Below are 20860 nucleotides of genomic sequence, written 5' to 3' on the forward strand. Positions count from 1 at the left end.
TCCCCCTACGCATGACCCGACAACGCGCTCTGACCCAAATCCATTTTGCCGCCGTGCTATTCGGCCTGACCGGCGTCTTCGGGGAGTTGATCCAGGCCAGCGCCGCCGTCATCACGCTGGGGCGGGCGATCTTCGCGGTGATTTCGCTGGGCATATTCGCCCGCATGCGGCGCAAGCCCCTGCTGGGCGTCCTGACGCCCGCGCAGCTGTTCGTGCTGGTGATCGCCGGGGCGCTGCTGGCCACGCACTGGGTCACCTTCTTCATTTCGGTCAAGGTCGGCGGCATCGCCATCGCCACGCTGGGCTTCGCCAGCTTCCCCGCCTTTATCACGTTGTTCGAAGGCCTGATCTTCCGGGAACGCATCCGGGCGGCCGAGTGGATGCTGCTGGGACTGGTCACCGCCGGCCTGGTCCTGGTCACGCCGTCTTTCGACTTCGCGGACCAGGGCACGATCGGCCTGGCATGGGGGCTGCTGTCCGGCCTGACTTTCGCCCTGCTGGCCCTGAGCAACCGGCGCTCGGCCTCCGGCATGGACCCGATGCAGGTGGCCTGCTGGCAGAACGTGGTGGTGGCGCTGGTCATGGTGCCGTTCGCAGTGGGCCAGTTGCCCGCCCTGCCCGCCGTGGACTGGTTCTGGCTGGCCTTGCTGGGCATCTTCTGCACGGGCCTGTCGCACTACCTGTTCGTCTCCAGCCTGACCCGCCTGAACGCCCGTACCGCCGGGCTGGTGATCGCCCTGGAACCCGTCTACGCCATTGCCTTCGCCTGGGCGCTTTTCAGCCAGGAGCCCACGCCGCGCATGATGGCGGGCGCTGCCCTCATCGTGGCCGCCATCGTCTGGTCGGGCCTGCGCAAGAGCGCGGCCGTGGAAGCCGGTCCGGCTCCAAAAACGCAGCCTTGACAATAACTGACTAGGCAGTAAAATTCGGCGCATGAATGCCGAAATTTCCCCGCCGTCGTCCGATACTCCTGTCCACTACCGCGGCGACACCCGCTGCATGGCCGAAGACAACGCCGGCTACTTGATCAAGCTTGCCTATCATTCCCTGAACCGGATGCTGGACCAGGAAATGTCCCCGCTCGGCCTGACCGCCATGCAATGGCGCCCCCTGGCCATGGTGTTCCTGGGGCGTGCCGATACCCCCGCCGAACTGGCGCGGTTAAATGACATGGACACGGGCGCCATGACCCGCGCGCTGGACCGCCTCGAGGCCAAAGGCCTGCTGCGCCGCACGCGCAGCCAGACAGACCGCCGCGTCGTGAAGATCGAACTCACGGAACTGGGCGAAGCCAAGGCCCGCGAAATCCCCCCGAATATCGCGCGTTCGCTGAACCATCACCTGCGTGGTTTTTCGGCTGACGAAGTCACCCAGCTGATGCACTTCATGCGGCGCATGATCGCCAACGGCTCCGCTTCCAGCACCGCGCCTGAACGCTGACGGCGCTCTCTCCCTGCGCGCCCCGCCCCATTCACCTTGGGGTTTTATTTGGCATAATATTTGCCTAGGCAAATACAGATTAATCAATTACTTTCAGCAAACAGTCAGGATGAAACGCCTTCTTTCTACCGTATTGGTGCTGGCCCTGAGCGGTTGCGCACTGATGGAACCCGGGTCTGAGCCCGTTGCGGCGCTGGATGCGGCCAAACTGGGGCTGACCGGCCAGGAGACGGCCTGGCCGAATACGCAATGGTGGCAGCGGTACGGCGACGCCCAACTCAATGCCCTCATGGACGAAGCGCTGGCCAACAGCCCGTCGATGAGCGCCGCGCAAGCTCGCCTGGCCAAAGCCAATGCCGCCGTCAGTACGGCCCGCGCGCCGCTGATGCCGCGCGTGGATGCCGATTACTCGCTGACGCGTGAGCACCTCTCGTCGGACTACATCTACCCGGCCCCGCTGGGCGGCTCCGTCGTCAGCGACAACCGGCTGGCGCTGGACTTCAGCTATGAGCTGGACTTCTGGGGCAAGAACCGGTCGCGGCTGAAGTCGGCCGTGTCCGAGCGCGAAGCGGCCGTCGCCGATGCGCAAGCCGCCCGCAATATGCTGGCCAGCGCCACGGTCCGCGCCTATCTGAACCTGCAGAACGCCTTTGCCCAGCGCGACGTGCTCAAGCGTGTGATCGCGCAACGCGCCGACGTGCTGTCCCTGACGCAAGGTCGCTACACCGCCGGCCTGGACACCCAGGTGGAAGTGAAACAGGCGGAATCGTCGCTGGCCGCCGGCCGCGTGGAGTTGACGCAGACCGAGACGACGCTGGCGCAGTTGCGCAACCAGGTCGCCGCACTGACCGGCGCGGGCCCGCAGCGCGGCCAATCGCTCGTCGCCGTGGACCTGACCGCCCCCGCAGGGGTGGTGCCGGCCCAAATCCCGCTGGACCTGCTGGGCCACCGCCCCGACGTCGTCGCCTCACGCTGGCGTGCCGAGGCCGCCCGCAGCGCCATCGATACCGCAAAGGCCGAGTTCTACCCCAACGTCAACCTGACTGCCTTCGCCGGCTTCCAGGCCCTGGGCACCGGCAACCTGCTGGGCGCCGCCGCGCGCACCGCCGGCTTCGGTCCGGCCATCACGCTGCCCATCTTCCACGGCGGCGAATTGAACGCCAACCTGGCGGGCCGCCGCGCCGACGCCGATCTGGCCGTCTCGGACTACAACCAGTCCGTGCTGGACGCCGTGCACCAAGTGGCCGATGCGCTGGACGGTTTGCGCCTGCTGGATCAGGAACGGGCGCAGCAACGCCAGGCCCGCGAAGCGATCGAAGCCGCCTATGAACTGGCGGTGAACCGCTACAAGGCCGGCCTGGGCAACTACATCACCGTGCTCATCGCGCAGACCGGCGTGCTGACCCAGGCCCGCCTGGACACCGACCTGCGCATCCGCGCTTATCAGCTGGATGCCAATCTGGCCAACGCGCTGGGCGGCGGCTATGTCCCTGGGACCGAGCCAGGCGCCACGCCTGCCGCCCAGGCGCCCTCCACGCCCGCCACGAACCCCATTCATTGAACGATCCCCGGATTCAGACGTCATGAACGCTGCCACCCCCACGACCAACCCCGCCCGTAAACGCCTGCTGCTGCTGGCCACCGGCGCCTTCATTCTTGTCGCCATCGCCTACGGCATCTGGTGGGCCCTGTTCGGCGCCCACTTCGAAAGCACCGACGACGCCTACGTGCACGGCAACCTGGTGCAGATCACGCCGCAAGTGCCCGGCACGGTCATCGCCATCGAAGCCGACGACACCGAAACCGTCGTTGCCGGCCAGCCGCTGGTGCGCCTGGATCCCGCCGACACCGACGTGGCCCTGCAGCAGGCGCAGGCCAAACTGGCGCAGATGGTGCGCCAGGTCCGCACCTACTACGTGCAGAACGACGCGCTGGCTGCCGACGTCGATCTGCGCAACGCCGACATCATGCGCGCCCAGGCCGAACTGACCCGCGCGCAAAGCGACGTCACTCGCCGCCAGCAACTGGCCAAGTCCGGCGGCGTCAGCGGTGAAGAAATCCTGCACGCCGAGGCCGCCCTGAAGTCCGCCCAGTCCGGCCTGGCGCAAGCCCGCGCCTCGCTGGCCGCATCGCGCGCCAAGCTGGCCACCAACCAGGCCTTGACGCAGGGCACGACGGTTGCCAACCATCCCGACGTGCTTCAGGCCGCGGCCGGTCTGCGCAATGCCTGGCTGGCGCAGTCCCGCACGGTGCTGCCGGCGCCTGTCAGCGGCGTCATCGCCCGCCGCAGCGCGCAAGTCGGCCAGCGCGTCGCCCCCGGCAATGCGCTGATGACGGTGGTTCCGCTGGATCAGGTCTGGGTGGAAGCCAACTTCAAGGAAGGCCAGCTGCGCAAGATGCGCATCGGCCAGCCGGTCAAGATGGTGGCCGACCTGTACGGCAGCGCGGTGACGTACCACGGCAAGATCTCGGGCCTGGATGCCGGTACCGGCAGCGCCTTCGCCCTGCTGCCCGCGCAGAACGCCACCGGCAACTGGATCAAGGTGGTGCAGCGCGTGCCCGTGCGCATCACGCTGGACCCCGAAGACCTGAAGGCGCATCCGCTGCGCGTCGGCCTTTCCATGGACGTGGAAGTCGACGTGGGCAAGCAGGAAGGCGAGCCGCTGACCCAAGCCTCCCGCAAGGAACCGGCCTGGTCCACCCGCGCCTTCGAACCCGCGCACGATGAAGTCGACACCATGATCACCAAAATCATCCAGGACAACCTGGCATCATGAGCACGACCGCCCAGCCCGCGGGCGCTGGCGCGCCCGACGTGCCGCCGGTCCTGCCGGCAGGCACCTACCCGCCGCTGGAAGGCGCGACCCGCATCATCGGGTCGATCGCCTTGTCCACCGCGGTGTTCATGAACGTGCTGGACACCTCGATCGCGAACGTGTCCATCCCCACCATCTCGGGCGACCTGGGCGTGAGTTCCAGCCAGGGCACCTGGGTCATCACCTCGTTCGCCGTCGCCAACGCCATCACGGTGCCCCTGACCGGTTGGCTGACGCAGCGCTTCGGCCAGGTACGCCTGTTCCTGATTTCGACGCTGCTGTTCGTGCTGGCTTCATGGCTGTGCGGCTTTTCGCCCTCGCTTGAAGCGCTGATCGCCTTCCGCGTGCTGCAAGGCGCGGTCGCCGGCCCCATGATTCCGCTGTCGCAGACACTGATGCTGGCCAGCTTCCCCAAGTCCAAGGCGGGCATGGCGCTGGCGGTGTGGTCCATGACCACGCTGGTCGCGCCCGTTGCCGGGCCATTGCTGGGCGGGTGGATCTCGGACAACTACACGTGGCCCTGGATCTTCTACATCAATGTGCCGGTCGGCCTGCTCGCGGCCTGGATCAGCTGGCGCATCTACGGCAACCGCGAGTCCCTGACCCGCAAGCTGCCCATCGACAAGCTGGGCCTGGTGCTGCTGGTCGTCTGGGTCGGCGCCTTGCAGATCATGCTGGACAAAGGCAAGGAACTGGACTGGTTCGCCAGCCCGACCATCATTGCGCTGGCCGCGATCGCCTTCGTGGCCTTCGTCTTCTTCCTGATCTGGGAACTGACTGACGCGCACCCCGTCGTCGACCTGCGCCTGTTCAAGATCCGCAACTTCACGGTCGGCGCGCTGACGCTGGCGGTGGCGTACGGCGTCTTCTTCGGCAACGTCGTGCTGCTGCCCCTGTGGCTGCAAAGCAATATGGGGTACACGGCGACCTACGCCGGTCTGGTGACGGCGCCGGTGGGCCTGCTGGCCATCCTGCTGACGCCGCTGGTGGGCAAGATGCTCGCAACGCGCGATCCCCGCCAGATCGTGACGGTGGCCTTCCTGATCTTCGCGCTGGTCTGCTTCATGCGTTCGGGCTTCAACACCCAGACCGACGTGCGCACGCTGATGATCCCGACGATCATCCAGGGCGCGGCGATGGCGGCGTTCTTCGTGCCGCTGACCTCGATCACGCTGTCCAGCATCGAACCGTGGCGCATCCCCGCGGCCTCGGGCCTGTCGAACTTCCTGCGCCTGACGGCCGGCGCGTTCGGCACCTCAATCGCCACGACGCTGTGGGAAAACCGCGCCACCATGCATCACTCGCAGCTGACCGAAATCGCCAAGCCTGGACAGCAGGCGTTCGACCAGACGCTCAATGCCTTGCAGAACGGGTTGGGCATGTCGCACCAGCAGGCCCTGACCATGGTGGACGGGCTGATCAACGCACAGGCGTTCACCATGTCCGCGGTGGACGTGTTCTACGCCTCGGCGATCATCTTCCTGATGCTGACCGGACTGGTCTGGTTTGCCCGCCCCCGGTCCACCAAGGCCGGAGGCGGCGGCGCGGCCGAAGCGGCGGCCGGCGCGCACTGACCGCATGGCCGAAAAAAAGGGCGCCTTCTCAGGCGCCCTTTTGCATGGCCGATTCCTCTTTCAACAGAACCTGCCAATCCTTGCGTTCGATGATGTCGGCCGACAAGGCGCTGACCGGCGACAGGTTGAACACCGACACGCCACGGGCGCGCCACTGGGCCGCCGCAAACCGGAACGACGGCTCGATCAGGTTCGCGAACTTGCGTGCCAGGCGGCTGGACTGGGGCTGCGCGCCCTCGTCGTAGAAACGCAGGCCGTGCTGCACGGTCAGGTCCAGGCCGTGCACATACACCTGGCGGGCGCCTCCAGACACCAGCACCTGCAAGGCGGCATAGGCCACCGTGTCGGCGTCGAACACGCCCAGCGAGGCATCGAAGCTGTAACCCATGCCTTGCTTGGCATCCAGCAATTGCACATCCGGCGTTGCCGCGGCAATCCGCTTCAGCATGGCGGGCGCGGCGCTGCGCTGGTAGGCCCTTTCGGAGATCAGTTCAATGATGCAGATCCGGCAGCGGATCTCGTCCTGCGGGATGCCTTGCATGATGTAGCGCAGCACCTCGGGGAACACGTACAGCGTCAGGTCGCGTCCGACGATTTCGCGCACCAGATCAATGCGGTCCCGCACGAAGTTCTGGTCAATGATGCAGTAATACTTGAACGGCAGGTCGAACTTGCGTGCAAGCGCGATCGCGCCGTTCACGCCCATCGCGACACGGATGTCCAACTGGTCGTAGGGAATCTGAGCAACCGACGGGCCGCTCAGGATCAAATGCACCGTTTCATCGGCGCGGTCGTAGCCTTGCGCCAGGGGCGTGACGGGAAGCGACCGGCCAAAGGCGCGGAAACCGCAAATCACCCCTGCCCGATCCCGCCAGATGCGCACGAACGGCCACAGATGCTGGTTATGCCTTTGCGTGCGCGAACGCAGCAGGCGGAACAGCTTGCGCACAAAGCGGTCGGCCCGCCCTCCGCCCACAGGCGGGGCGGCGGGCAAGGGGGTGATTGAGTTTTCCATCGACTCGCCTGGCTGGCCGTACCGGCTGCCGCCTAACCGGCGGAAATCAGCGACGCGATCGCGTTGCCGACTTCGACGGTCGAAGCGTTGCCCTTCATGTCCCGGGTGCGCGGGCCGTCAGCCAACACGGATTCGATCGCTTTCACCACCGCGGCCGACGCCTCCGGGTACCCCAGGAAATCAAGCATCAAGGCGCCGCTCCAGATCTGCCCGATCGGGTTGGCGATGCCCTTGCCGTAGATGTCGGGCGCCGAACCGTGCACCGGCTCGAAAAGCGACGGGAACTTGCGCTCCGGATTCAGGTTCGCCGACGGGGCGATGCCGATCGTCCCGGTGCACGCCGGCCCCAGGTCGGAGAGGATGTCGCCGAACAGGTTGGAAGCCACCACCACGTCGAACCAATCAGGATGTTGCACGAAATGCGCACACAGGATGTCGATGTGATATTTGTCCCAACGCACGTCCGGATAGTTCCCGGCCATGTCGGCCACTCGCTCATCCCACCACGGCATCGAAATCGAAATGCCGTTGGACTTGGTCGCGGCAGTCAGGTGCTTGCCGCGCTTCTGGGCCAGTTCGAAGGCGAATTTCAGCACGCGGTCGGCGCCGACGCGCGTGAACACGCTTTCCTGGATGACGACTTCCCGTTCGGTTCCCTCGAACAGGCGGCCGCCGCTGTTGGAGTATTCGCCTTCGGTGTTCTCGCGGACGATGAAGAAATCGATGTCGCCCGGCTTGCGGTCCGCCAACGGGGACGGCACGCCAGGCATCAGGCGGACTGGCCGCAAATTGATGTATTGATCAAATTCGCGACGGAATTTGAACAGCGAGCCCCAGAGGGCCTCGTGATCCGGCACCGTGGCGGGCCAACCGATAGAACCGAAGAATATCGCTTCGTGCTGGCCGATCTGCGCCTTCCAGTCGTCCGGCATCATCTTGCCGTGCGTGGCGTAGTAGTCGCAGCTCCAGTCGAAATGATCCCACTGGAAATCAATGCCGAAGCGCGCCGCGACGGCATCCAGCACTTTCAAGCCTTCAGGCACGACCTCCTTGCCAATCCCGTCTCCTGGAATTACCGCAATCTTGTGTTTCTTAGCCACCACGTTTCCTTGTTTTTCCTTTGATAGACCGCCCAGAATCATAGGCATAAACGGGCGCGCCGCAACACCCCCCGTTACAAAACGGTGGTGTCGCCATTTTCGACTAACCGCGAGGCGGTTTCAGCGCCGGCTCTTGGAGCCCAGCAAAGACCCCAATATGCCCCGCGTCAGCTCCCGGGCAATCGAACGGACCGTGCTTTTTGCCATGGTTTGAACAACGCCGTCGCGTTTGCCGCCCCGCGGACCGGTTGATCCGAACAGCACGTCGTTCAGGCTGTCCATCAGGCCGCCCCCCGACGCCTCGGCCGGGGGCTCGGCGCCCGCAGCCGGCTTGGCCGGCGCCCCCTTGGTCTGCACCTGATCGGCCGGCGCCGCAGCGCGGCCCGCCAGGACTTCATAGGCGGATTCGCGGTCGACGGCCTTTTCGTACTTGGCCGCCATCGGGCTGCCCTGGCGCAGCGCCTGACGCTCGGCATCCGTCGCCGGACCGATCCGGCTGGCCGGCGGCACGATGAAAGCGCGCTCGGTCGGCATGGGCCGCCCCTTGGCGTCCAGCAGGGACACCAGGGCCTCGCCCACGCCCAATTCGGTAATGGCCGCTTCGATATCCAGCCCCGGATTGGGGCGCATCGTCTGCGCAGCCGTCTTGACGGCTTTCTGGTCGCGCGGGGTGAACGCCCGCAAGGCATGCTGGACACGGTTGCCCAACTGGCCAAGGACGGTATCGGGGATGTCCAGCGGGTTTTGTGTCACGAAATAAACGCCCACGCCCTTGGACCGGACCAGGCGCACGACCTGTTCGATCTTGTTCAGCAGCGCCGGCGGCGCGTCGTTGAACAGCAGATGCGCCTCGTCGAAGAAGAACACCAGCTTGGGCTGGTCCATGTCCCCCACTTCGGGCAGCTTTTCGTACAGGTCGGCCAGCAGCCACAGCAGGAAAATGGCGTACAGGCGCGGCGCCTGCATCAGTTTGTCGGCCGCCAGCACGTTGACCATGCCATGGCCCTGGGCGTCCGTACGCATCAGATCGGCCACGTCCAGCATGGGTTCGCCAAAGAATTTCTCGGCGCCCTGGGACTCCAGCGCCAACAGGCCGCGCTGGATGGCCCCGACACTGGCCGACGACACATTGCCGTAGCGGGTCTTGAGCTCGGCCGAGCGGTCGGCCACGTTCTGGAGCATGGCCCGCAGGTCTTTCAAGTCCAGCAGCAACTGACCTTCGTCATCGGCCACCTTGAACACCAGGGTCAGCACCCCTTCCTGCGTGTCGTTCAGTTCCAGGATGCGCGACAGCAGCAGCGGACCCATATCGGTAATGGTGGCCCGCACCGGCAGCCCTTGCTCGCCGAACACGTCCCACAGCGTCACCGGGCTGGCGCCCCAGACCGGTTCGGCCAGGCCCAGGCTCTTCAAGCGCTCGGACAGTTTGGGGCTGGCCGCGCCCGCCTGGGAAATGCCGGTCAGGTCGCCCTTGACGTCGGCCATGAAGACCGGCGTGCCGATGCGGGAAAAGGACTCGGCCAGCACCTGGAGGGTGACGGTCTTGCCGGTGCCGGTGGCGCCGGTGATGCATCCATGCCGGTTGGCCAGGGCGGGCAGCAGCGCCAACTCGGCCTGTGCATTTTTAGCAATGACGATGGGGTTGGGCATGTGCAGCGCTCCGGACCAGGGAATCAGAGGGGATGCCCAAGTGTAGAGCCTGCCGCCCGGCTTGTGCGCGTGGCAATAAGGACACAGGCGCCTGCCTGCCGGGCGCGCGGGCCGCCGGCACGGTAAAATGCCTTTTTTGCAGACAATTTCTCCTGGGAAGCCATGGCCGGACACAGCAAATGGGCCAATATTCAGCACCGTAAAGGGCGTCAAGACGCCAAGCGCGGAAAGCTGTGGACCAAGATCATTCGTGAAATCACCGTGGCGGCGCGCGCCGGCGGCCCCGACCCGGACAGCAACCCGCGCTTGCGCATGGCCTGGGACAAGGCGACCGACGCCAACATGCCCAAGGACAACATCCAGCGCGCCATCCAGCGTGGCGCCGGCGGCGCCGACGGCGACGCCTATGAGGAAGTCCGCTACGAAGGCTACGGCATCGGCGGCGCGGCCGTCATCGTCGATTGCATGACCGACAACCGCACCCGTACCGTGGCGGAAGTCCGCCACGCCTTCGCCAAGAACGGCGGCAACCTGGGCCAGGAAGGCTCGGTGGCCTTCATGTTCAAGCACTGCGGCCAATTCGTGTTCGCCCCCGGCACGCCCGAAGACAAGGTCATGGAAGCCGCGCTGGAAGCAGGCGCCGAAGACGTCCTGACCGACGAGGAAGGCGTGATCGAAGTCGTTTGCGCGCCGGCTGATTACGCCGCCGTGCGCCGCGCTTTTGATGACGCGGGCTTGAAGGCCGAAGTCGACGGCATCGTCATGAAGGCCCTGAACGAGACCGAACTGGCTGGCGAAGACGCCATCAAGATGCAGAAACTGCTCGACGCCCTGGAAGGCCTGGACGACGTGCAGGAAGTCTATACGACCGTCATTTTCGACGAAGCGCAGTAAATCCCACCCTGTTGACGCACGGGTGGCCGTTGCCGCCCGCGCGCCAGTGGCAACCTTCAGACTCACGCAACATGAAACTCCTGGTAATTGGCTCGGGCGGCCGCGAACATGCCCTCGCCTGGCGGCTGGCCCGCTCCCCGCGCGTACACAAGGTGTACGTCGCTCCGGGCAACGGCGGCACGCAACGGGCCGAGCAGATGGAAAACATCGCGCTCACCAATGCCGAGGAATTGGCTGATTTCGTCCAGCGCGAGGGGATCGCCCTGACGGTCGTCGGCCCCGAGGCGCCGCTGGCCGCTGGCGTCGTGGACGTGTTCCGCGCCCGTGGCCTGAAAATCTTCGGCCCCACCAAAGCCGCTGCGCAGCTGGAAAGCTCGAAGGACTACGCCAAGGCCTTCATGGTCCGGCACAACATCCCGACCGCCCGCTACGAGACCTTCACCGATCCGGCCCTGGCCCACGCCTATATTGATAAGGAAGGCGCCCCGATCGTGATCAAGGCCGACGGCCTGGCCGCCGGCAAGGGCGTCGTGGTCGCCGCCACGCTGGAAGAGGCCCACGCCGCCGTCGACGCCATGCTGGGCGACGGCTCCATGGGCGCCGCCGGCGCGCGCGTCGTCATCGAAGAATGCCTGGTGGGCGAGGAAGCCAGCTTCATCGTCATGTGCGACGGCCGCAACGTGCTGGCGCTGGCCACCAGCCAGGACCACAAGCGCCTGCAGGATGGCGATCAAGGCCCCAACACGGGCGGCATGGGCGCGTATTCGCCCGCTCCCGTTGTCACGCCGGAACTCCATCACCGCATCATGCGCGAAATCATCCTGCCGACCGTGCAGGGCATGACGCGCGACGGCATTCCCTACACGGGCTTCCTGTACGCCGGCCTGATGATCGCCCCCGGCGATGATCCCGACCGCGCCATCAAGACCCTGGAATTCAACTGCCGCATGGGCGACCCGGAAACGCAGCCCATCATGATGCGCGTCAAGAGCGACCTGCTGGATGCCCTTGAGCACGCCGTGGAGGGCACGCTGAACCAGGCCGACATCGTCTGGGACCGCCGCACGGCGCTTGGCGTGGTGCTGGCTTCGCACAACTACCCCAACACCCCGCGCACCGGCGACGTCATCCGCGGCCTGCCTGCCGACGCCGAAGACTGCATGGTCTTCCATGCCGCCACGGAGCTCGACGGCGACGACACCAAGACCACCGGCGGCCGCGTGCTGTGCGTCACGGCCCTGGGCGACTCGGTCAAGATGGCGCGCGACCGCGTGTACGAAGCCATCGACGGCATCCATTTCGATGGCCGCCAGTACCGCAGCGACATCGGCTGGCGCGCGCTCAAGCCGTCGCAGCAAAAGCCCAAGTCCCACGCCTGAACGGAAAGCGATAGATGAACGCCTTGCCTGTCGCCTCGGTCCGCGACTACTTCACCGGCTTGCAGGCCCGCATCGTCGGCGCCCTGGAAGCAGCGGAAGGCGGTGCCTTCCGCGCCGATGAATGGGTCCGGCCAGAAGGCGGCGGCGGCCTGTCGCGCCTGCTTGAAGGCGGCAAGCTGTTCGAACGGGCGGGCGTGCTGTTCAGCCACGTCAAGGGCACGAAGCTGCCCCCGTCGGCCAGCGCCCATCGTCCCGAGCTTGCCGGCCGCAGCTGGGAAGCCATGGGCGTGTCGATGGTGCTGCACCCGCGCAATCCTTATGTGCCCACCACGCACATGAACGTGCGGATGTTCATGGCAGCGGCGCGCCCTGGCCACGCGGAATCCGACGTATTCTGGTTCGGCGGCGGCATCGACCTGACCCCTTACTACCCCTTCGAAGAAGACGCCCGGCACTTCCACACGGTTTGCCGGGATGCGCTGGCCGCGCATGGCGCCGAATACTACCCGCGCTATAAGCGCTGGTGCGACGAATACTTCTTCCTCAAGCACCGCAATGAAACCCGCGGCATCGGCGGCATTTTCTTCGACGACCTGAATGCGCCGGGGTTCGACGCCTCGTTCGCCTTGACGCGGTCGGTCGGCGACGCCTTCCTGCCCAGCTATCTGCCTATCGTGGAACGCCGGCGCGAACTTGCCTATGCCGAGCGCGAGCGCGACTTCCAGGCCTATCGCCGTGGCCGCTATGTCGAATTCAACCTGGTATTCGACCGTGGCACGCTGTTCGGGCTGCAATCGGGCGGCCGCACGGAATCGATCCTGCTGTCCATGCCGCCACTTGCGCAGTGGCGTTACGATTGGCAGCCGGAAGCCGGCACTCCCGAGGCCGAGCTCGCCGCCTACCTGACGCCGCGGGACTGGGTTTGAAACGCGTCGGTCTCCTGGGCGGCAGCTTCGACCCCGTCCACGTCGCACATCTCGCATTGGCGCAAAACGCCCTGCAAACCCTCGGCCTGGCGGCCGTCGAACTGATCCCGGCCGCCAATCCCTGGCAACGCGCAGCCTTGCACGCCACTGGCGAACAGCGCTGCGACATGCTTGAGCTGGCGATCGCCGGCCATGATGGCCTTGCCGTCAATCCCATTGAAATCGAACGCGGCGGCGCCACCTACACCATCGACACCTTGCGCGCCCTGCCCCAGGACGCGCGCTATGTCTGGTTGCTGGGCGCCGACCAGTTGGCCAATTTCTGCACCTGGCGCAACTGGCGCGACATCGCCAGCCTGGTTGACCTGGCGGTGGCCACCCGTCCCGGCACCCCATTGACGCCCCCAGCCGAACTGGCCGCCTGGCTGGGCGAGCAGGGGCACAGCCTGGAAGAACTGCCCTTTGCCCCCATGGCGGTGTCCGCCTCCGAGATCCGCCGGCGCCTGGCTGCCGGCGAGTCCACCGACGGCCTGCTGCCCCCCGCTGTCGCCGCGTATATTGCGGCGCACAAGCTTTACCGATAAACCCACACCCGCCGGGCGCCCAAAGCGCCACGGAGCCGGCATCCGCCGTCCGTCCGCGGGTTATATTTGCAGCTATGGATATAACGAAACTCCAACGCGCCGTCATCGATGCCCTCGAAGACGTCAAGGCGCAAGACATCAAGGTCTACAACACCACGCATCTGACGAGCCTGTTCGATCGCGTCGTGATTGCAAGCGCCACCTCCAACCGCCAGACCCGTGCCCTCGCCTCCAGCGTGGCCGACAGCGGCCGTGCGCTGGACTTGTCCGGCATCACCATCGAAGGCGAAGACACCGGTGAATGGGTCGTCGTCGACTTGGGCGACGTCGTCGTGCACATCATGCAGCCCGCGATCCGCCAGTACTACAACCTGGAAGAGATCTGGGGCGGCAAGCCGGTGCGCGTGAAGCTCCTGCCCGAATCCACCCGGGCGGCGCCGATCCCCACCGACAGCGGCTACGACGACGCCGAAAGCTGAGTTCCTGCCGTGAAACTGATCGTTGCGGCCGTGGGCACGCGGATGCCGGACTGGGTAGAAACCGCCTGGGCCGACTACGCGAAACGCCTGCCGGCCGACTGCGCGCTTGAACTGCGCGAGATCAAGCCCGAACCGCGTACCACCGGCAAGACGCCGGCCCAGATGATGGCGGCGGAAGCCAAGCGCATCGAAGCCGCGCTGCCCGCCGGCGCATTGCGCCTGGCGCTGGACGAACGCGGACGCGACTTGACCACGATGGCCTTGTCGCAAAAGCTGGAGCAATGGCGGGCGGGCGGACAGGATGTCGCCTTCCTCGTCGGTGGACCGGATGGGCTCGACCCCGACCTGAAAGCCTCCTGCAGCGGCCAGTTGCGCCTGTCGTCCCTGACGCTGCCGCACCCCATGGTGCGCGTGGTGCTGGCCGAGCAGCTCTACCGGGCCTGGGCCATCATGACCAACCATCCTTACCACCGCGCCTGACCGCTGGCCGGGCCGGCGCCCATCCTGATCCCGCATGAGCCAGATAGCCGACTCCGATTCCCCCGCCCGCCTCTATCTTGCTTCAGCCAGTCCCCGGCGACGCGAATTGCTGACCCAGATCGGCGTGGCCCATGAAGTCCTGCGGGTGCCGGCGCCGCCCGGTGAAGACGAACCCCAGCATCCAGGCGAAAGCGCGGCCGATTATGTCCGGCGCACCGCGCGCGACAAGGCGTTGCGCGGACGCGACTGGATGAACAGCCAAGCCCTGCCCCACCTGCCGCTGCTGGCCGCCGACACCACCGTTATCCTGGAGGGTGCCGTGCTGGGCAAACCGGCCGACCGCGACGACGCCCTACGCATCCTGCGCGCCCTGTCCGGGGCGGCCCATGAAGTGCATACCGCCGTCGCCGTCTGGACAGGCGATCAACTGCTGGAAGCCGTTTCGATCACGCAGGTCCGCATGCGCGACCTCGACGAAGAAGAAATCGGCCGCTACTGCGACAGCGGTGAACCCTTCGGCAAGGCCGGCGCCTACGGCATCCAGGGGCTGGCCGGCACGTTCATCTCGCACATCTCCGGCAGCTACACGGGCGTAATGGGCTTGCCGCTGTTCGAAACGGCCAATCTATTGCGAGCTGCGGGCATCCAGACTCCCTGACGCAGCCCTTCCCGCACGACCAACAAAAATCCCCCGCAGCCTTCCGGCCCGGGGGATTTTTCATTGCAGGGCAGTGGCTGCGAGTTACGCCGTATGGCTCAACGGCGTCGGGGCTTCGGCGGCCGGACCGGCGTCGGGCAGCGCCGGCGCCTGGCCGTCAAGCGCCGCATGCAGCTGTTCCTGATCCAGTTCGCCTTCCCAGCGGGCGACCACCACGGCGGCGGTCGCGTTACCGACCAGGTTCGTCAGCGCGCGGCATTCCGACATGAAGCGGTCCACGCCCAGGATCAGCGTCATCCCCGCGATCGGCACGGACGGCACGACGGACAGCGTCGCGGCCAAGGTGATGAAACCCGCGCCCGTCACCCCGGCGGCGCCCTTGGAGCTCAGCATCGCCACCGCCAGCAGCAGGATCTGATCCCCCAGCGACAACGGGATATCGCAGGCCTGCGCGATGAACAGCGCCGCCATCGTCATGTAGATATTGGTGCCGTCCAGGTTGAACGAGTATCCCGTGGGCACTACCAGGCCGACCACCGACTTCGAACACCCGGCGCGCTCCATCTTCTGCATCAAGGTGGGCAGCGCTGCCTCGGACGAACTCGTGCCCAGCACCAGCAGCAGTTCTTCACGGATGTAGCGCACCAGCTTCAGGATCGAGAAGCCGTTGTACCGGGCGACCAGGCCCAGCACCACCACCACGAACAGCACCGAAGTGGCATAGAACGTGCCTACCAGCATCGCCAGGTTCACGACCGACTTGATGCCGTACTTGCCGATGGTGAAGGCCATCGCCCCAAATGCGCCGATCGGGGCCGCCTTCATCAGGATGGCGACCAGCTTGAAGATCGGCTGGGCCAGGGCCGTCATGAAGTTCAGGATGGGCTTGCCGCGCTCGCCCACCATCGCCAGCGCGATGCCGAACAGCACCGCCACGAACAGGACCTGAAGAATGTCCCCACCCACGAACGGGCTGAAGATCGTCGTCGGGATGATGTTCATCAGGAAGCCGGTAATCGTCGAATCGTGCGCCTTGGCCACGTACGTCGCCACCGCCTTCTCGTCCAGCGTCTTGGGGTCGATATGCATCCCGGCGCCCGGCTGGACCAGGTGGCTGACCAGCATGCCCACGATCAGGGCCAGCGTCGAGAAGATCAGGAAATACAGCATGGCCTTGCCCGCCACGCGGCCGACCTTCTTCAGGTCGCTCATGGCGGCGATGCCGGACGCCACAGTCAGGAAGATCACCGGGGCGATGATCATCTTCACCAGCTTGATGAAGGCGTCGCCCAGCGGCTGCATCTGCTGGCCGAGTTCAGGCTTGAACGCGCCCAGCAAAATGCCGACCACAATGGCGAAAATCACCTGGACATAGAGGATTTGATAGAACTTGAGCTTGCGCGCAGGCGCGTCGTGATCCACGTCGATCATTGGGTTTGTCCCCACCAATGCCCCTTGCCCCGGGCGGCTGAGCGCGGCGGGCGACGGAGCGTTATCTGTTTTGTGGCTTTGCGTTATCTCCGCAAGCCCATTTCACCGGGCAGTCATCCCAGGCTTGACTCGATATACGCAAAAGCCGTGCCAGGGTGGGAAAGGGTAAGTCTTTGAGGGCAAGCCCTTGATATCTAGGCACTTCCCAGTTACCCGATCGCCTAGAGGCAGACAAATTCGGCGAAAAATCACACAAAAACCGGATAGAATGTGCGGAAAACCGCACACACCATGCCTACCCGCCCCGCCTCCCCACCGCCTGCCCGCCCGGGCTGGGACCACACCGCCGTGCCACTGCAGCAGCGACGCTCGTCTGCGAACGGGTCGTGGCTCGCGCGCACGGTCATGGCCCTGTTCACAATCGCCCTTGTCTTCGGCGTGCTGCATGTCGCAACGCAATGGGCGCGCGATGGCGCGGTCAAGGCCGCCGCCGTGCAAGCGCGCGCCGCCGGCCAGCTCAATGCTGCCTTGCTCCGCAACAATCTGGACAAGTTCAGGGCGCTGCCCTTCGTGTTGACGCGCGACGTGGACGTGCGGGCGGCCCTGCAGGGAGCCTCTGCCGCGCAGATCGAATCGCTGGACGAAAAACTCGATACGCTGAGCCATGGCGTGGGCGCGTCGGCCATCTACCTGCTCGACAAGAAGGGATTGGCCATCGCCGCCAGCAACTGGCGCGAACCGGCGACCTTCGTCGGCGTGGATTACCAGTTCCGGCCTTACTTCCAAGGATCCGTCACTCGCGGCTTCGCGGAACACTTCGCGTTGGGCACCGTCAGCCACGAAGCCGGCTTGTATCTGTCCCGGCGCATCGACGACAGCAACGGCGCGCTGCTGGGCGTCATCGTGCTGAAGGTGGATTTCCGCGACCTGGAATCCGACTGGCGCCAGTCCAGCGCGCCCATCTTCGTCACCGACGAACACGGCGTGGTGCTGCTGGGCAGCATCCCCGGCTGGCGCTTCGATGTCCTGGCTCCGCTTGCGCCTGACATGGCGCAAAGCTTGCGCACCAGCCTGCAGTTTGGCGACGCGCAGTTCCGCCCCCTACCGCTGTCCCCACCGCTTGCGCCAGTCAGCACCGGCCAGTTGGTGCGCGCCGATGACGCCTTGCCGCCATTGCCCAAGGGCGCGCCCTTGTTGCACACGACGCTGCCCATCGTGGAATCGCCGGGCTGGACCTTGCACCTCTTGTCCCCCGTGCAAACGGCAATGAACCAGGCTAGCGCCAACGCGCAATTGGGCGTCCTGCTGGCCTTGAGCTTGCTGGCTGCCGCCCTCGGCATCGTGCTGGTCCGGCGCCATCGCCAGCGTGAACGCACGGAACAGCAAGCCGCCATCCAGGCGCAGCTGGCCTCGTTGGTGGACGAACGTACCGCCCAGCTGTTGGCGGTCAATGAACAACTGACGGACGAGATGGACGAGCGCCAGCGCACCGAGGCCCGGCTGCACACCATGCAGGATGAACTCGTGCAAGCCAACAAACTTGCCTTGCTGGGCCAGGTCGCCGCCGGCGTCGCGCACGAGATCAATCAACCGGTCGCAGCCATCCGCGCCTACGCGGACAACGCGTCCGAATTCCTCCGGCGCGCGGATGCCGGTTCCGCACAGGAAAACCTGGGCACCATCGCCTCGCTGACCGAACGCATCGGCCACATCACCGGTGAACTGCGCGCGTTCTCCCGCAAGGCCGGCGCCTCGGTGGGCCCCACCAGCCTGAAGGAAGCGCTGGATGGCGCCCTGCTGCTGGTCGGCCCTCGCGCCCGCCGCCAAGGCGTCACCTTGCAGCGCCCGCTGGATGGACAAGACTGCCTAGTCCGTGCCAACCGCGTACGGTTGGAACAGGTGCTGGTCAACCTGCTGCAAAACGCGCTCGAAGCGCTTGAAGGCCGGCCGGACGGCCGTGTCATCGTCGCGCTTGAAGACCTGGGCGCAACTGTGCAGGTCCATGTCAGTGACAACGGCCCCGGCCTGACGCCGGCCGCCCGAGCACGCCTGTTCACGCCGTTTCACACAAGCAAACCGGAAGGCCTTGGCCTGGGACTGGTGATTTGCCGCGACATCGTCACCGAATTCGGCGGCGAATTGCGCGCGGCGCACCCCAGCGACCCGGGCTTCCCCACCCCGCACGGCCCCCAACAGGGGGCCATGTTCACCCTGACGCTGCATAAGGCAGCCCCCGGAACGTCCCTTCCGGCCTTTACGCCATGACCCGCGCCCCTGCTCCGCTTGCTTCCCCCTCCCCCTCGACAGGGGAGCCACTCGGCAAACCCACCCAGCCTCACGTCGTCTTCATCGACGACGACGAGGACCTGCGGCGGGCAAATGTCCAAACCCTGAAACTGCACGGCATGACGGTGGAAGCGCACGTCTCGGCTCGCGCCGCGCTGCCCCATCTGCACCGCGAATTCGACGGGGTCGTCGTAACCGACATCCGCATGCCCGATATCGATGGCCTGCAATTGTTCCACCGCCTGCGCGATATCGATCCCGAACTCCCCGTCATCCTCATCACGGGCCACGGCGATATCGCCACCGCCGTGCAATGCATGCGCGACGGGGCCTACGACTTCCTGGCCAAGCCGTATCCCCCCGACCGGCTTCTTACCGCGATCACGCACGCCGCTGAAAAACGGCGCCTGATCCTGGAGAACCGGCGTCTGCGAGAAGCCGCGTTTGCGGTCGAAGCCGACGAAGTGCCTTTCATCGGCACCACGCCTGCCATGCAACGCATCAAGCAGACACTGCGCCATATCGCCGACGCCGATGTCGACGTGCTGGTCGAAGGCGAAACGGGCACCGGCAAGGAAGTGGTGGCCACTGCGCTCCACCGGCTCAGCCGCCGCCGCCATCACGCGTTGGTCGCGATCAATTGCGGCGCCTTGCCCGAAAGCGTCATCGAAAGCGAACTGTTCGGACATGAGCCCGGCGCCTTCACCGGCGCCCAGAAAAAGCGCATCGGCCGTATCGAACACGCCAGCGGCGGCACCCTATTCCTGGACGAAATCGAAAGCATGCCCTTGGCCGTGCAGGTCAAGCTGCTGCGCGTACTGGAATCGCGCCAGATCACCCCGCTCGGCAGCAATGACGTCCGCAATCTGGATCTGCGCGTCGTTGCCGCCACCAAGGAAGACTTGGGCAGCCCCGCCATCCGCGCCAAATTCCGCGAAGACCTGTTCTACCGGCTGAATGTCGTCACCATCCGCATCCCGCCCCTGCGCGAACGCCGGGACGACATCCCGCTGCTCTTCGCACACTACCTCGGCCACGCATCGCGCCGCTTCCACCGCGACATTCCGGAAATGCCCGCGGCGATCAAGCAATATGTCATGACGCACGACTGGCCGGGCAATGTGCGGGAACTCGCACACTTCGCCGAACGCGTGGTCCTGGGCGTGTTGAACAGCCCCTCGCTGGAAACGCAGCCTGCGCACGACGCCGCACAAAGCCTGCCGGAACGGATCGAGCGCTTCGAAGCGCAGCTCATACGCGACGCGCTTTCCGCGCATCACGGCGATATCAAAGCCACGCTGGAGTCGCTGGGCATTCCCCGCAAGACCTTCTACGACAAGCTCCAACGCCACGGCATCGATCGCCAACAATACCTGCGCAGCCCGGATTGACCCGCCCAAGCCCATTTTTCGCCATGCATTTCAACCGGGAACCCATCCCCGGCAGAAAGGGCACCGTGATCCCCCTTGCCCTTACCTCGACAAACAAGGCCTCGTGATCCCCCGTCCACTCGCTTTCCCCGCCCAAGCGCTCGTCACCCCAAGGCTACGACTTGTCCCTGCAGCCGTATCCCATGCCGCCAGCGTGCGTACGTATTTGCTGGACAACCATGACTATCTGCAGCCCTGGGAACCGCTACGCCATGCTGCCTTCTTTGAACAATATGCCGTCGCCGAACGGCTGCAAGGGATGGCTCAGCGGAACGCCAAAGGCGAATCGCTGCACCTGCTGCTGTTCGGCGAGGACGCCGATGAGCTGATTGGCGTCTGCAACTTCAACAATATCGTCCGCGGCGCATTCCAGGCGTGCCATTTGGGCTATTCGATTGCCGAACGATGGCAGGGCCAAGGCTTGATGCGTGAAGGTTTGACTGCCGCAATCGCGCACGTCTTCCAGAACATGAAGCTGCACCGGATCATGGCGAATTACCGTCCGGAAAACACGCGCAGCGCCCGCGTCCTGGCCAGTCTGGGGTTCCAGCGCGAAGGAGAGGCACGGTCGTATCTGCAAATCAATGGGGCCTGGTGCGATCACGTCCTGACTGCGCTGATTAACCCCGAAGATCACTAACGCAAACACCCGCTCCCATTCCCTGCCCCAACGCAAAACCCCCTCGCGGCGCCAGCCGCGAGGGGGTTTCTTTATTGC

General features: G+C 65.6%; 19 protein-coding genes and 1 pseudogene. 15 read left to right on the top strand and 5 right to left on the bottom strand.

The features are described from left to right. The first annotated feature begins 11 nt into the window (after positions 1-11). The 5 genes from ACO6D5_RS10025 to ACO6D5_RS10045 all read left to right on the top strand — a co-directional run bounded on the left by ACO6D5_RS10025 (position 12) and on the right by ACO6D5_RS10045 (position 5830). Entirely contained in the window at positions 12-902 is an 891-nt protein-coding gene (locus tag ACO6D5_RS10025) for a DMT family transporter (protein WP_485825273.1), read from the top strand. A gap of 31 nt (positions 903-933) precedes the next feature. Continuing rightward, positions 934-1440, top strand: coding sequence for a MarR family winged helix-turn-helix transcriptional regulator (locus tag ACO6D5_RS10030; RefSeq protein WP_485825274.1), 507 nt, complete (start codon positions 934-936; stop codon positions 1438-1440). A gap of 109 nt (positions 1441-1549) precedes the next feature. Next, a complete protein-coding gene (locus tag ACO6D5_RS10035; protein ID WP_315528493.1) occupies positions 1550-3001 on the top strand; it encodes an efflux transporter outer membrane subunit in 1452 nt (483 codons plus the stop codon). A gap of 22 nt (positions 3002-3023) precedes the next feature. Beyond that, the gene (locus ACO6D5_RS10040; RefSeq protein WP_315528495.1) at positions 3024-4217 is read left to right on the top strand and encodes an HlyD family secretion protein; all 1194 of its coding nucleotides are present in this window, start codon (positions 3024-3026) and stop codon (positions 4215-4217) included. After that, on the top strand, positions 4214-5830 hold the full coding sequence (locus ACO6D5_RS10045; protein ID WP_315528496.1) for a DHA2 family efflux MFS transporter permease subunit: 1617 nt from the start codon (positions 4214-4216) through the stop codon (positions 5828-5830). The genes ACO6D5_RS10040 and ACO6D5_RS10045 overlap by 4 nt, the downstream gene beginning before the upstream one ends. A 28-nt stretch (positions 5831-5858) precedes the next feature. On the opposite strand, the gene ACO6D5_RS10050 is transcribed toward ACO6D5_RS10045, so the two are convergent. From ACO6D5_RS10050 to ACO6D5_RS10060, 3 genes are all read right to left on the bottom strand, one after another. Then, positions 5859-6845, bottom strand: a complete 987-nt coding sequence (locus tag ACO6D5_RS10050) for a hypothetical protein (RefSeq protein ID WP_315528497.1) — start codon at positions 6843-6845, stop codon at positions 5859-5861. A gap of 32 nt (positions 6846-6877) precedes the next feature. Beyond that, positions 6878-7945, bottom strand: coding sequence for a tartrate dehydrogenase (locus ACO6D5_RS10055; protein ID WP_315528499.1), 1068 nt, complete (start codon positions 7943-7945; stop codon positions 6878-6880). A 120-nt stretch (positions 7946-8065) separates the two neighbouring features. After that, complete coding sequence (locus ACO6D5_RS10060; protein ID WP_315528501.1) at positions 8066-9595, bottom strand: helicase HerA-like domain-containing protein; 1530 nt, start codon at positions 9593-9595, stop codon at positions 8066-8068. Between the two features lie 162 nt (positions 9596-9757). Here ACO6D5_RS10060 and ACO6D5_RS10065 point away from each other — a divergent pair, with 162 nt between their 5' ends. From ACO6D5_RS10065 to ACO6D5_RS10095, 7 genes are all read left to right on the top strand, one after another. Continuing rightward, entirely contained in the window at positions 9758-10489 is a 732-nt protein-coding gene (locus tag ACO6D5_RS10065; protein ID WP_169270478.1) for a YebC/PmpR family DNA-binding transcriptional regulator, read from the top strand. A 71-nt stretch (positions 10490-10560) separates the two neighbouring features. Then, on the top strand, positions 10561-11868 hold the full coding sequence (gene purD / locus ACO6D5_RS10070) for a phosphoribosylamine--glycine ligase (RefSeq protein WP_485825275.1): 1308 nt from the start codon (positions 10561-10563) through the stop codon (positions 11866-11868). 14 nt (positions 11869-11882) lie between these two features. Further along, positions 11883-12794 carry an oxygen-dependent coproporphyrinogen oxidase gene (hemF, locus tag ACO6D5_RS10075; RefSeq protein ID WP_485825276.1) on the top strand — a complete coding sequence of 304 codons (912 nt, stop codon included), beginning with the start codon at positions 11883-11885 and terminating at the stop codon, positions 12792-12794. Then, positions 12791-13378, top strand: coding sequence for a nicotinate (nicotinamide) nucleotide adenylyltransferase (nadD, locus tag ACO6D5_RS10080; protein WP_315528508.1), 588 nt, complete (start codon positions 12791-12793; stop codon positions 13376-13378). Before hemF ends, nadD begins: the two co-directional genes overlap by 4 nt. 74 nt (positions 13379-13452) lie before the next feature. Further along, on the top strand, positions 13453-13857 hold the full coding sequence (gene rsfS, locus ACO6D5_RS10085) for a ribosome silencing factor (protein ID WP_006227568.1): 405 nt from the start codon (positions 13453-13455) through the stop codon (positions 13855-13857). A 9-nt stretch (positions 13858-13866) separates the two neighbouring features. After that, the gene (gene rlmH, locus ACO6D5_RS10090) at positions 13867-14337 is read left to right on the top strand and encodes a 23S rRNA (pseudouridine(1915)-N(3))-methyltransferase RlmH (protein ID WP_006227569.1); all 471 of its coding nucleotides are present in this window, start codon (positions 13867-13869) and stop codon (positions 14335-14337) included. 34 nt (positions 14338-14371) lie between these two features. After that, on the top strand, positions 14372-14995 hold the full coding sequence (locus tag ACO6D5_RS10095; protein ID WP_485825277.1) for a Maf family protein: 624 nt from the start codon (positions 14372-14374) through the stop codon (positions 14993-14995). Positions 14996-15079: 84 nt separating this feature from the next. On the opposite strand, the gene ACO6D5_RS10100 is transcribed toward ACO6D5_RS10095, so the two are convergent. After that, positions 15080-16426 (bottom strand): dicarboxylate/amino acid:cation symporter, encoded by a 1347-nt coding sequence (locus ACO6D5_RS10100; protein ID WP_485825278.1) that lies wholly within the window; start codon positions 16424-16426, stop codon positions 15080-15082. A 405-nt stretch (positions 16427-16831) separates the two neighbouring features. Between ACO6D5_RS10100 and ACO6D5_RS10105 the strand changes: the two genes are divergently transcribed. Then, complete coding sequence (locus ACO6D5_RS10105; protein ID WP_485825279.1) at positions 16832-18691, top strand: sensor histidine kinase; 1860 nt, start codon at positions 16832-16834, stop codon at positions 18689-18691. Further along, positions 18688-20103, top strand: coding sequence for a sigma-54-dependent transcriptional regulator (locus ACO6D5_RS10110; protein WP_485825280.1), 1416 nt, complete (start codon positions 18688-18690; stop codon positions 20101-20103). Before ACO6D5_RS10105 ends, ACO6D5_RS10110 begins: the two co-directional genes overlap by 4 nt. A gap of 143 nt (positions 20104-20246) precedes the next feature. Here the strand turns inward: ACO6D5_RS10110 and ACO6D5_RS10115 are convergent. After that, positions 20247-20342: pseudogene (locus tag ACO6D5_RS10115) on the bottom strand (hypothetical protein); the annotation flags it as partial. On the opposite strand from ACO6D5_RS10115, the gene ACO6D5_RS10120 reads away from it, so the two are divergent. Next, positions 20309-20782, top strand: coding sequence for a GNAT family N-acetyltransferase (locus ACO6D5_RS10120; protein ID WP_485825282.1), 474 nt, complete (start codon positions 20309-20311; stop codon positions 20780-20782). The pseudogene ACO6D5_RS10115 and the gene ACO6D5_RS10120 sit on opposite strands and share 34 nt — an antisense overlap. Positions 20783-20860: the final 78 nt, after the last annotated feature.

This window comes from Achromobacter sp. (assembly GCF_057314935.1).